8 protein-coding genes are annotated in these 13,263 nt (G+C 37.8%); 7 read left to right on the forward strand and 1 reads right to left on the reverse strand.

Features of this window, described 5'->3' with window-relative positions; all coding sequences use genetic code 11:
• Nucleotides 1–267: 267 nt before the first annotated feature.
• From KVG29_RS06245 to KVG29_RS06275, 7 genes are all read left to right on the forward strand, one after another.
• Nucleotides 268–2,469 carry a glycoside hydrolase family 3 C-terminal domain-containing protein gene (locus KVG29_RS06245; RefSeq protein ID WP_252227382.1) on the forward strand — a complete coding sequence of 734 codons (2,202 nt, stop codon included), beginning with the start codon at nt 268–270 and terminating at the stop codon, nt 2,467–2,469.
• Between the two features lie 243 nt (nt 2,470–2,712).
• Entirely contained in the window at nt 2,713–3,672 is a 960-nt protein-coding gene (locus KVG29_RS06250) for an ABC transporter permease (protein ID WP_252227383.1), read from the forward strand.
• 375 nt (nt 3,673–4,047) lie between these two features.
• On the forward strand, nt 4,048–4,884 hold the full coding sequence (locus tag KVG29_RS06255) for a carbohydrate ABC transporter permease (RefSeq protein ID WP_276576436.1): 837 nt from the start codon (nt 4,048–4,050) through the stop codon (nt 4,882–4,884).
• A gap of 26 nt (nt 4,885–4,910) precedes the next feature.
• Nucleotides 4,911–6,464, forward strand: coding sequence for an extracellular solute-binding protein (locus KVG29_RS06260; protein WP_252227385.1), 1,554 nt, complete (start codon nt 4,911–4,913; stop codon nt 6,462–6,464).
• A gap of 78 nt (nt 6,465–6,542) precedes the next feature.
• Entirely contained in the window at nt 6,543–7,805 is a 1,263-nt protein-coding gene (locus tag KVG29_RS06265) for an FAD-dependent oxidoreductase (protein ID WP_252227386.1), read from the forward strand.
• Nucleotides 7,806–8,512: 707 nt separating this feature from the next.
• Nucleotides 8,513–10,780, forward strand: a complete 2,268-nt coding sequence (locus KVG29_RS06270; RefSeq protein ID WP_252227387.1) for a helix-turn-helix domain-containing protein — start codon at nt 8,513–8,515, stop codon at nt 10,778–10,780.
• 405 nt (nt 10,781–11,185) lie between these two features.
• On the forward strand, nt 11,186–12,280 hold the full coding sequence (locus tag KVG29_RS06275) for an IS30 family transposase (protein WP_252227388.1): 1,095 nt from the start codon (nt 11,186–11,188) through the stop codon (nt 12,278–12,280).
• Between the two features lie 273 nt (nt 12,281–12,553).
• Here KVG29_RS06275 and yunB read toward each other — a convergent pair whose 3' ends face one another.
• Complete coding sequence (gene yunB / locus KVG29_RS06280; RefSeq protein ID WP_252227389.1) at nt 12,554–13,216, reverse strand: sporulation protein YunB; 663 nt, start codon at nt 13,214–13,216, stop codon at nt 12,554–12,556.
• Nucleotides 13,217–13,263: the final 47 nt, after the last annotated feature.

Genomic DNA, 13,263 nt, shown 5'->3' on the forward strand with positions numbered 1-13,263 from the left:
TTTCAATGGTGATCTGTATTTGCCAAATGATACTTCACCAAAGATATTGAAGATGCTAGAATGGTTGGGATTTAGTCCTGACATTTACACGAAAAAGATAAATCCCATTTTTTAACATGCGAAATGTAGGCTAAAAATGTGATAAAATATTTTTGAGCTTTAAACTAAGCTTTTTCTACATTATCTGTGATCGCGAATATTAAGAATAACAATATTAAAACATTCTAACCGATTCGTATTACGTCTTGTGATGGGGAGGGTTTGAAAATGAGCGATAATGCAAAACAACACGAAAATGGCGGTATTCCGATCTACCTTGATCCCGATCAGCCTTTAGAAAAAAGGGTGGATGACCTGGTTTCACGCCTCACGCTTGAGGAAAAAGTCTCGCAGATGATATATGCTTCATCCGCCATACCGCGCCTGGGCATCCCCGAATATAACTGGTGGAATGAATGTCTTCATGGCGTGGCCAGAGCAGGAATTGCCACCGTATTTCCACAGGCCATAGGGATGGCAGCTTCGTTTAACGATAAGCTTCTGTACAGGGTTGCGTGTGCCATATCTGATGAGGCTAGGGCCAAGCACCACGAGTTCGTGCGCCAGGGCGACAGGGGGATTTACAAAGGGTTGACATTTTGGTCTCCTAATATAAACATATTTCGCGACCCCAGGTGGGGAAGGGGTCAGGAAACCTACGGCGAGGATCCTTATTTGACCGGCCGAATGGGCGTGGCATTTGTAAAGGGTATACAGGGTGATCATCCTAAATATTTGAAGGCGATAGCCACACCCAAGCATTATGCGGTACATAGTGGTCCTGAACCTCTACGCCACTCCTTTGATGCCAGAGTCAGTCAGAAAGATTTGAGGGAGACATATTTGCCGGCGTTTAAGGAATGCGTAAAGGAAGGTAAGGCAGCATCCATAATGGGCGCGTATAATCGTACCAATGGAGAGCCGTGTTGTGCCAGCCCGACGCTGCTTCAAAAGATTTTAAGGGATGAGTGGGGGTTTGACGGCTACGTTGTGTCTGACTGCGGAGCCATCTACGATATTCATGCTCACCACAAGGTGACCAATACTCCAGAGGAATCGGCGGCACTGGCTGTTAATGCCGGCTGTGACCTCAACTGCGGCAGGGTATTTGAAAGCTTGATCAATGCGGTAAAGCAGGGACTTGTATCCGAAGAGACAATCGATAGAGCTGTGAAGCGACTCTTTAAAGCCAGATTTAAGCTTGGGATGTTTGATCCACCGGAGAGGGTTCCCTATGCCCAGATATCCTACGAAGTGAATGATTGTGAGGAACACCGCAGGCTGGCTCTAGAAATGGCAAGAGAGTCGATGGTATTGCTCAAGAATGAAGGCGGACTGCTCCCGCTTAGGAAGGATTTGAAAGCGATTGCGGTAATTGGTCCCAATGCTGACAGCAAGAAGGTGTTGCTGGGCAATTACAACGGTACGCCTTCTAAATATGTGACCGCTCTGGAGGGTATACGTGCGAAGGTTTCGCCTCAAACGAAAGTATATTACGCTGAAGGATGTGATCTTACTAGTACGCAGTCTAGTTACTGGGGACAGGAGGCTACTGCAGGTTTTGCGGAAGCCTTGGCTGCCGCTCAGAGGGCAGACGTGGTCATAATATGCTTGGGGCTGTCGCCCGAGTTGGAAGGCGAGGAAGGGGATGCAGCGAGGTCCACAGCCGGAGGAGATAAAACCAGCCTTGATCTTCCTGGTATGCAGGAAGAGTTATTGAAGGCTGTATGTGCTACCGGCAAACCAGTTGTACTGGTGCTTTTCAGTGGTAGCCCAGTGTCCATAAACTGGGCACAGGAGAATGTGCCGGCTATATTGCAGGCCTGGTATCCGGGAGAAGAGGGTGGAACGGCAATTGCAGATGTGCTTTTTGGTGATTACAATCCTGGTGGGAGGCTTCCGGTTACTTTTGTTAAATCCCTGGATCAGATGCCGCCATTTACCGATTACAGCATGAAGGGCAGAACCTATAGATACATGGAGGATGAGCCATTGTATCCCTTTGGGTATGGATTGAGCTACACAACTTTTGAATACAGCAACTTGAAGTTGAGTGCAGAAGTTATAAAGGCTGGGCAGTCCATTACTATTTCGGTAGATGTAAAGAATACCGGCAACATGGCTGGAGATGAAGTGGTACAGCTGTATTTAAAAGACTTGGAGGCATCGGTGGATGTGCCCATTCATGAGCTCAAAGGTTTTTCACGAATTAAGCTTCAGCCGGGTGAGACCACAACTGTCACATTCACGTTGACTCCTAGGCAGATGGCGCTTATAGACAACGACGGCAGATGCATCTTGGAGCCAGGCAGGTTTAGGGTCATGGTGGGAGGCAGGCAACCGGATAAAAGAAGCGAAGCCCTTGCAAAGACCCCCATTCTTGTAGGCGAATTTGAGGTTAGGGGAGAACCTATGGAGCTGGAGTATTAAAAAACGGGTAAATTTTTACCCGTTTTTTAATTTTTTCCAAAATTTTTGCAGATGTACTTTTGTTTGCTCTGAAGTATTACTGTAGTCAAAAAATAATAATCAAAAATTGATAATTACTAAATATATTTGATAGGATTGCTTATAATATTGGCAATTCTTTTGTATTTTTAGAAGTAAAATTGTAATTATTGACGTAGCAATGCAAGATACATAAAATAAAAAGCAAAGAAAGGAGGGAATACTTTGTTAAATCACTATGCAGCAGTTAAACAACAGAGAAAGCAACCTAATATAGTTGTAAAGAAATTCATCGTAACTATAAGTAAGCATAAATATTTGTATTTAATGCTTATACCAGGGATTGCTTTTTTTATCATATTTCATTATATTCCTATGTACGGTGCTGTTATAGCTTTTAAAGAATATAACATAATGCAGGGTATATTGGGTAGTCCATGGATAGGCTTCAAATATTTTAAACACGCTTTTGAATCACCGTTTTTTGGAGAAATTTTGTGGAATACTTTTATAATTAGCGTTTATAAACTTATATGGGGATTCCCGGCTCCCATAATATTAGCGTTGTTGCTCAATGAAGTGAAGAACATGAAATTTAGACGGACTATCCAGACTGTAAGTTATTTGCCCCATTTCATATCCTGGGTAGTTATAGGTGGAATGTTCACTGATTTGCTTTCACCTCAAACAGGAATAGTTAATAATATTATTAAAATGTTTGGTGGTCAGCCTATTTATTTTATGGCTTCTAAGGAATGGTTTAGAACTGTACTTGTGGTATCAAGTATTTGGAAAGAAGTAGGATGGAATTCAATCATATACTTAGCAGCATTATCTAGTATAGATCCGCAATTATATGAAGCTTCTCAAATAGATGGAGCTAATCGATGGCAACAAACTTGGTATATAACTTTGCCTGGTATTATGAGTACTATAGCAATTTTACTTATATTGAGATTAGGTAACATTTTAAATGCTGGTTTTGAGCAAGTGTTCATAATGTATAATCCATCGGTGTATGAAGTAGCTGATATTATCGATACATGGGTATATAGAGTAGGATTGCAAGGTATGAGATATAGTTTAGCTACTGCTGTTGGTCTTTTTAAATCGGTGGTAGGATTTATATTGGTAATAACATCTAATTGGTTAGCAAAACGTATGGGCGAATCTGGTATATGGTGAACACTCTCGAAAAGTAGTTAAGCAACATAGGCGGGCGCATTTAATATTTTTGAAGAAATGATTACCAAACGAGGTTATATCAAACGTTTTAAAACCACTTGTACTTCTAGGCAAAACATTTTTACTTTTTAGATAACCACAAAGTGCTTAATTTTAGTGTATTGGCAAATGTTACCTCATATATTGAAAATGCGCCCAACATAGGCACAACGATTGATTTTGTAGGGTAACCTTGCAGAATAATTATGGGGTGAAGTCCCAAGGCCGAACCTGCAAACAAGCTAAAATAAAGCTTTCAGACTTTTCGAGAGCGTACATGGTAAATTTGGAGGGGATTGTGTGGTTAAGCGAGTAATAGGAGAAAGAATCTGGCAAATGCTTATTTATCTTGTTTTGATAATTGTGGCTGCTGTAACGTTGTTTCCATTTTTATATGTTTTATTGGTATCTTTTACTCCATTAGTAGAAGTGCCTAATGTAAGTAAAAGCATATTATATATACCTAAACAAGTGGATTTATCTGCGTATGGTCAGATTTTTGAAACTGATACTATACCACAAGCTTATAAAATTAGTATATTTGTTACAGTTGTAGGAACATTATTGAGTTTATTGGTTACGGTATTAACGGCGTATCCATTGTCACGCAAAAATCTGCCTGGAAGAGGAATATTACTCTTTATGATAGTTTTTACTATGCTATTCAATGGTGGTCTTATACCTACTTATTTGGTGGTGAAGAGTTTGCGTCTTATTGATAAAATATGGGCGTTGATAATACCGAGTTTAGTTAGTGCTTTTAATCTTATAATAATTAAGAATTATTTCCTTACTATACCAGATAGTTTAGAAGAATCGGTTAAGTTAGACGGTGCCAATGATTTTGTTATACTGTTTAAGATAATGTTGCCATTGTCTGCGCCTATGTTAGCTACTATAGCGCTATTCTATGCTGTTGGTTACTGGAATGCTTTTTTCAATGCCATATTATACATTAACAATTCAAATCTATATCCATTACAAGTGGTACTTAGGCAAATTTTGTTTAGCGCATCTTCCAATATTGTTTTGGATATAGAAACTACTAAGGCTTCTCTACTGACTGTACGTATGGCTGTAATAATTGTTGCAACGGTACCTATATTAATGGTATATCCATTTTTACAGAAGTACTTTACCCAGGGCATTTTGCTGGGTTCAATAAAAGAATAAAATAAAAAAGAGGAGGTATGTTTTTTATGAAAAAAAGGTATAAGTTATGGTTGTTGATATTAGCTGCAAGTTTCTTGCTGTCAGTATTGGCTGGTTGTTCACGCAATCAGGATCAAAAGGCTGTGCATGAAGATAGTAAAGAAGCTAGTATTGAAGGACGAGATGATTCAACAGTTCAACAAGAAGAGCCCCCTTATGAGTTTGATTGGATGTATCAATGGATAAGGGAATTGCCTCCCGATAATGATCCTATAAAGCAGATTATTGAGAAAGACACCAATACTAAGTTTAATGTTATTATTCCGCCTCCTAATGAGTACGCGGAAAAAGTACAAATTGCAGTAGCTAGCGGTGACTATCCTGAATTAATACAATTTATGGGGGGTATGGATTGGAAGACATTAGCACAGCAGGGAGCGTTTATACCAATAGATGATCTACTACAATACGGTCCTAATCTACAAAAAATTATACCTGAAGAGAACTGGAATCTAGTTAAAATGGATGGTAAAATATGGGGTGTACCATTATTAAACGTGCGAAATCCCGTCCAATTGTTTATAAGGCTTGATTGGATAGAAGAACTTGGGTTGGGAGATGGTTGGGAAGATAAACTGGGTGAAGAAAATTTTAAAACTATAGATGATTTTTATAATGTATTAAAAGCTTTTAAGGAGCATAAAAACGCGACTTATACTTGCAATGGGATAGGAGGATTAGCACCGTTATTTGGTGCATTTGGTGTTATGCCTGGTAGTGATTTTTATATAAAGGAAGGTAATGAGATATTGAGAGTTACACAACATCCCAGAATGAAAGATGCATTGGCGTGGATTAACAAGCTTTATCAGGAAGGATTAATTGATCCTGAATTTATAACTAACAAATCAGAACAACTAACTAATAAAGCATTGGAAGGTAGAGCGGGTATGGTGTACGATATATGGAATCTGCCATTCCGGCTGGATGTTCAACACAAGATACAAGAAATTGATCCAAATGCTAAATGGGTTCGTACTAATCCACCTAAAGGACCGGAAGGTTATGCATATTTAAAAGATGATAGCCGTGTTATGGATGGAGTTTTTATGATCTCAGCTAAAGCCAAGGATCCCAAGCGGCTTATACAGTTCTTAGATTATCTCATTGATGGTAAGGGATATGAGGTTTCACAGTATGGCATAGAAGGTATTCATTTTGTACGCAAGGACGGCAAAATTGAGTTTACTGAAGAAGGCAAAGCCGAATGGGTAGCAGTATATGGGAAAATGCGGCATATATGGGATCCAGATTTTTGGTATGCCAAATATAGCAAATATGCTGAAAATCTCGAAGATGCGGCTATGGAAAATCCAGTATTACTTAATGTCGCTGAAGCCTTTACCCCAGGACCGATATGGAAGCAGTATGGAGCTGATTTAAATCGCTATGAACAAGAAATGCTGTTGAAGTTTATAATTGGAGAGGAACCTCTTGATAAGTGGGATGAATATGTTAAGGCGGCTAATGAAGTCTATCATGCCCAGGAAATCTCCGAAGAGATCATTGAAGGCTTGAAGGCAGATGGCCGATTGAATTAATTGTTAATAAAGGGGTGGTTTTCTACCATCCCTTTTATGTATAATAATTGTATAGAATGCACATAGGAGGGATTTATTATGAAACAATGCTATGATATCATAGTGGCTGGTGGAGGCCTAACTGGTGTAGCTGCTGCAATTGCTGCTAAACGTTTGGGAGTGGAAAATGTATTACTGATAGAACGGTATGGCTTTTTAGGTGGTATGGCTACGGCTGGGCTGGTTAATCCATTTATGAGTTATTTCAAAGCTAAACGACCATATACTCATGAAAATCAACTTATATTTGGTATATTTCAGGAAATATTGGATGAACTGGATAAACTGGGCGGACTTAAAAATAAATCTGTATTTGATGCTGAGATTATGAAACTGGTATTAAACCGCATGGTACAAAAAGCTGGTGTTGAAATATTACTACATACATTTGTAGAAGGTGTAATCAAAAACGATGCTAACATTATAGAAAGCGTTCGAGTAGCTAATAAATCTGGTGTGTATGAAATAAAAGGGAAAATATTTATAGATTGCACAGGTGATGCTGATGTAGCTTATATGGCTGGTGTACCTTGTAAAAAGGGTAGAGATGAAGATGGCTTTGCTCAGCCCATGACCATGTGTTTCCGGGTAGCCAATGTGGATCATTCGCGAATGCCATCTAGGGATGAGATAAACCGGCTTTATAAAGATGCTGTTGCTAGAGGAGAAATACATAATCCCCGTGAGGATGTGCTCTTTTTTGACACTATTCAGGCTGATGTAGTGCATTTTAACACAACGCGTATAGTAATGAAGGATGCCACCGACGCCGAGCAATTAACGCAAGCTGAGTTGGAAGTTAGGGAACAATGCTGGGAGATGTTTTATTTCCTTAAAAAATATGTGCCCGGCTTTGAAAACGCTTATTTCCAAGTATCAGCTCCTCAGATTGGTGTACGCGAATCGCGCCGTATAATTGGCAAATATGTATTAACTCAGGAGGACGTCTTGAGTGGGCGTAAATTTGATGATTCTATATGCTATTGCGCTTATAATATTGATATACACAATCCAGCAGGTTCAGGCACTGTATTGAGGTCGTTGGCTGAAGGAGACTATTACGGTATACCCTATAGGTGCCTTTTACCGTTAAAGGTAGATAACCTGCTGGTGGCAGGTCGACCTATTTCTAGCACACATGAAGCCCATTCGTCTTTAAGGATAATGCCTACATGTACAGCCATGGGGCAGGCAGCTGGTACGGCGGCCGCCATGGCTATAAAGGAAGGTATATGGCCCTCTGAGGTGGATGCTCAAAAGTTGATAATGCAATTGAAAACCGATGGGGCTATACGATTATAATGAGTATGTGTATGGTATATTGAATAAAATAGATGATGTATGAGTTAATATGTAAAATGTAATATTTGCAATGTTTTGAACTTTTCAGTATAAATTTTTCAGCTTGTATTAACTGAGAGACTAATAGACCAACATATGGTTTCTAGGTTCTGGACTGACAATATGCGCTCTGGAGCAATAATATTTGTTTTTTGCAAATGAAAATTCCCCACTTTTGCAAAATGGGTGCTGGAAAATTTGCCAGCAGTTTATAGCATTATAATTGTATTTTTCAATCATGTCAAGGATTTGCTAACGCTCACCCTTATGGGCTTTGTCCTTGACATGATTTTCAAATACAATTACTAAAACCTTATCCTGCTTGGCAAAAAAGCTGGAAATTTTTCGTTGCAATTTTGGGGAATTTTATTTTGCAACTAACAATTAATATTTTTAAGTTATGGTTTTGCTTCGGAGCGCTATGCATTTTTATATAGAAATGGATGTAGGAGACTTATCTTGTTATATTATACGCAGTTAATAAGCTTATACTAGTCTCTATTTTTGTTTGGGTAATATTTTTACAAATTTTCGAATTAAGCTACAAATATACAATAGGCTAAGCCCTGTTGACGGAAATTTTAAAAATCAAATTTACACTCTTTGTCATAGTGATGAATATGTATTATAATTAAAAATATGAATTCTATAAATTGGAGGAGTATTAAATGGGCAGGGCTTATTACCGTCTGTTCATTTCATTTTTAGTGCTTGTAGTTGTACCTGTGCTAGCATTTGGCATTTTTGCTTATAATATTTCTGTTTTATCTATACAACAAGAGGCTATAAAATTCAATAAAACGCTTCTGGACGTATATAAGGAAAAGATAGACGGTATGTTAAGTGAAATAGATACTTCTTTTATCCAGAATGGATTGGTTATAGAAACTTTTGATGGGGTAAATTTGCCTTCTTCTACTGGTGATTATCTGACCCAGAAAAAACTTATGAATATCAATCAATTTGTCATGCATTTGACAGCAAATAGCAGTGTCATAGATGATGCTATGATATATTATAAACATGATAAAGTTTTTATTACATCTAATGGGCGATTCGATGAAAAAAGCTTTAAGAACGAAGATGTGGTTTTTCAGTTAAAAAATAATAATGCTAATGTATTATGGTTAGGTCCAAGATGGACTAAATCGAAGCGGTCAGGACGTGTTATACCGGTTATCTCATATGTGAGACAGTTACCCCTTTTATCAGCTTACAAGAAAGCAGCTTTTATAGTTGATATTGATTTATATTTACTGAGTTCAATGATGGAGCACTATGAAAATAATTATGAAAGTCCAAGATTATATCTATTGGATTCCAATGGTGTTGTTATTGCAGCTGCAAACAAGCAGTTCATAGGTAAGGATCTAAGTGTATATTCTTGTATCTCTCAAATATTGAGTAAAGAAGAGGGGAATGAATTCAGAGATAATATAGATGGTGAACCCAGCATAATTTCTTTTTTGCCTTCCAGTATACCCGGTTGGAAATATGTTATAGTAACTCCTATACAGTCGTTAATGGCTGGTAGTATGCTTATTAAACGTGGTATAGTAGTTGTGACAATGTTTTTTATTGTAATAGGTATTGTTACTTCGCTTTTAATAAGTAAGCGACTATATAAACCGGTAAAATCTATTATTTTATCTTGGCAAGGCAACGATTATATAAATCGAAAAGTTGATGAGTATGCAGTTATAAATGATTATCTTTCTACTTTACAACGTCGCAATAAGGATCTAGAAAAACGATGGAAAAATATCTGGCCTGTGGTAAAAGATAAAATATTATTAGATATATTAAAAGGCAGAAACGTCATAGGTAATAATATAGCAGACGATCTTAGTTCTTATGGCATAAACATAAAATTTGATAATTTTGTTACGCTGGCTGCGGAAATTGACGATATGAAGAATATGAGCAATATAGATAAAGAGGTGTTTTTATTTGGTGTAAAAAATGTAGTTGAAGAGATAATTAATACAGAATATAATGGTTTTGCAACATCTGAGGATTATACGGTAGTTTTTGTGGTGAATCTTCCTCAAGCTAAATATTATTTGGATTATAAGCGTACTGTTAGGTATTTATGTTTCGAGATAATGGATAGCATAAAAAAGTACATGGGATTCACTATAAGTATAGGTGTTAGTCGACTGTATCACAAGACTGATGAGTTAGGTAAATCTTATTTAGAAGCTATGGAGGCTATAAAGTATCGTTTGCTGTACGGAAAGCATTCGGTTATCTTTATAGAAGATGTGGAGCCGGCTTCTGAAGGTGTTAATAGTTATCCATATGATAAGGAAAAGGAATTAGTTATGTATATAAAAGCAATGGATGTTAAAAGAGTTAGTATAATATTAGATGATATAGTAACATACCTTAAGAATAAGTCTTGTAATTATATAAGACAATTTTTTATTCAGTTAGTGGGCTATATAATGATATCTATATATGATATGGGGTATACAGAATCAGAATTATTCGAGGGACGTTTTTTGTATGGTGAATTAGATAGTTTGGAAACATTGAAGGATATAAGGCAATGGATGGAATGCTTATGCCGGGATATAATTACTTTTTTAGAGTACAAGCATAAAGAAGAAAGCAAGGATATAGTAATTAAGTGCAAGAATTATATAGATGAACATTTCAGTGATCCAGAAATTAGCTTGAGCGTTGTAGCTGAGAAATTGTACACAAGTGATTCATATTTAAGCAGAGTATTTAAAGAAGAAGTTGGTATGACCTTTACAGAGTATCTTACGTTAAAACGCATAGAAAGAGCAAAACAACTTTTGGAGTTTACTGATATGACTATGAATGAGATAGCTGAAAACATAGGTTTAAGCCTTCAAAGCTTTATGAGAGTGTTTAAGAAGTATGAACAAATATCTCCTGGACAGTTTAGGGCTATCAAACGTAAATAGATTTTTAGTGGTTCATTGTGTCACCGCCGGTGTATAATTGACTCAGGAGTAATGAATATGTAGATTATTGCATTTACCCGTAAAAATGGGACAATTAAAACGGTTATTGAAGTATAGAAAATTATCTATATTTTTTAGGTTTAGGAACGATAAACACAAGTATCTGAAGAGGAGAGAGAAATAAAAATGAGCAATCAATTAACACCGATTTTGAAATCCAGCCCAGTTATAAAACGTTATGAAAACAATCCTATATTGTCGTACAAAGATGTTCCTTATAAAGCTACTCTAATATTTGGTTCGTTGTAAAATTAAATGCAACACCTAAAAAATAGTAGAACCATAGTGAGAAATCCTGTATGATATAGATATCCAAAATCACTAAACATACAAGGGGGTCTCACTATGGCTCAACATAATTGTACCACGAAATGTCGCTCTTTTAAACACCTAAGTGTCTATGAAAGAGGGAAAATTGCTGCCTTGTACAAAGAAGGCAAAAGTATACGCTACATTGCAAAACAACTAGGCAGAGCTCCAAGTACTATTAGCAGGGAAATTAAACGTGGTACCGTTACTCAGCTTAAATCTGACTTGTCTACTTATGAAGCATACTTCCCCGAAGCAGGGCAGGCAGTATATGAAAAAAGACGAAAAAATTGTGGTGCTAAACTCAAACTACCGCTTGTTAAGGACTTCATCAGATTTGCGGAGGAAAAGATGCTCCAAGAAAAGCCATGGGCTCCAGATACTATAGTGGGGTACTGTAAGAAGGATCCTAGTTGGAAAGATAAGCCTATTGTTTGTACTAAAACTCTGTATAACTATATAGACAGGGGACTGCTTAGAGTACGCAATATTGATTTGTTACTCAAACCGAGGCTAAAACCCAGGGATAAGACGAAGAAAAGAGAGCCTAAACGGATTATGGGCAAAAGCATAGATTTAAGGCCAAAGGAAGTAGAGACACGTGAGGAATTTGGGCACTGGGAAATAGATACTGTAGTAGGCAAACGTTCTAATGATGCAGTACTTTTGACATTGACTGAAAGGAAAACCAGGTACGAGCACATATTTCTTCTAGAATCAAGGAATAGTGAAGCGGTAAAGAAAGTGTTTATGGAGCTTAAAGCCTGCTATGGGGAACTGTTTGGGGAGGTGTTTAAGAGTATAACAGCCGACAACGGTTCAGAGTTTAGTGAGCTATCAACTATTCTAGAGAGTCTGAAAAGCGAAGCATATTTTACCCATCCTTATTCATCATGGGAGAGGGGAAGCAATGAGAGGCAAAACGGGATTATAAGGCGTTTTATTCCCAAGGGCAAAGCGATAAAAAACATACCATCATCAGAAGTTAAGGAGATAGAGAAATGGATGAATCAATATCCGAGGAAAATACTAGATTACAGTACGGCAGAGCAATGTTTTTACAGAGAGCTATTAAATATCTGCAAGGAAAAAGGCAAAGTATTAGAGAGACAGTTTGTTCAAGTAGGCTAATGTGGTAGTTTGAAGAAGACACAATGATAGTTTACAGTTAAGGCCATTTGGCCAGGTATGCCAAATGGCCTGGAAACAATTATATCATTTGTTTTATGTTGTCAAGGTCGGGTAGTATTTTCTCGCTTACGCTCGAAAATCTCCACCCTTTCCTTGACAACATAAGGTTTTACATTTTAAACAGTAAAAATTTGGATATCTATATCATACTTTCCTTTAAAAAAGTGTTGCATTTAATATTGCAATTTAGAATTGCATATTTTTTGATAAATTTTACGGCCCCGGTACCAAGTTTAAAATATCCTCTTTCCCGTCTTCCACGTTTATATAGTAATCGGGCACATCTCCAACGATTATGGTTTCGGTAATGGGGACCCTTGTCTTTACGCTGGCAGTATCGCTGCCCAACGGAACGACTATGCGGACGTTGGCCTCCATCACCATGTAAATCTTGTGGCGGGTCTGGTTTATGCCCGCGTTTTCAAATTCGGTGGCAAAATCTATGGCCACTGACCCTATGGGTATAATGGTGACTTTGACCCTTGGACCTAAGCCAGCCAATATTTTGCTGTTGAATATCGAGCCAAGAGGTATGTATATACCCTCCGCTCCCATTGAGCGAATCTCCTCCTGGGCAAGGCTCGACGTCTCGCTGGCCAAGGCGTTCATCTTGATGGTGTTGGCCTGTATCAGCGATATTTTGCCGTTTCTGTCGGTCATCACATTTATGAGGTCGGTATACTTTATATCAGTATTAAGCACCTTCTTAACGGCGTTATTCATGGCTTTTATGGCTATATATTTCACCTGGGCTTCCGACATGGCTATGACCGTAGGCTTTATCCCTCTATCTATGATCAAAAATATGATCGACACCACCGCAAGCACTATAAATATAACAATGAAGATTTTATATACCCCTCTTTCGCGCCTCATGAAGGTACACACCTCCCCTACAGTTTATGAACCGTATTGATGAATTG

The organism is Caldicoprobacter algeriensis (assembly GCF_023838525.1).
Taxonomy (GTDB): domain Bacteria; phylum Bacillota; class Clostridia; order Caldicoprobacterales; family Caldicoprobacteraceae; genus Caldicoprobacter; species Caldicoprobacter algeriensis.

What these genes read in the sequence shown, in the direction of transcription:
- KVG29_RS06255 (WP_276576436.1), top strand. Translation starts at nt 4,048, where the DNA reads ATGCTTATTTATCTTGTTTTGATAATTGTGGCTGCTGTAACGTTGTTT.
- KVG29_RS06245 (WP_252227382.1), top strand. Translation starts at nt 268, where the DNA reads ATGAGCGATAATGCAAAACAACACGAAAATGGCGGTATTCCGATCTAC.
- KVG29_RS06275 (WP_252227388.1), top strand. Translation starts at nt 11,186, where the DNA reads ATGGCTCAACATAATTGTACCACGAAATGTCGCTCTTTTAAACACCTA.
- KVG29_RS06260 (WP_252227385.1), top strand. Translation starts at nt 4,911, where the DNA reads ATGAAAAAAAGGTATAAGTTATGGTTGTTGATATTAGCTGCAAGTTTC.
- KVG29_RS06270 (WP_252227387.1), top strand. Translation starts at nt 8,513, where the DNA reads ATGGGCAGGGCTTATTACCGTCTGTTCATTTCATTTTTAGTGCTTGTA.
- KVG29_RS06265 (WP_252227386.1), top strand. Translation starts at nt 6,543, where the DNA reads ATGAAACAATGCTATGATATCATAGTGGCTGGTGGAGGCCTAACTGGT.
- yunB (WP_252227389.1), bottom strand. Translation starts at nt 13,216, where the DNA reads ATGAGGCGCGAAAGAGGGGTATATAAAATCTTCATTGTTATATTTATA.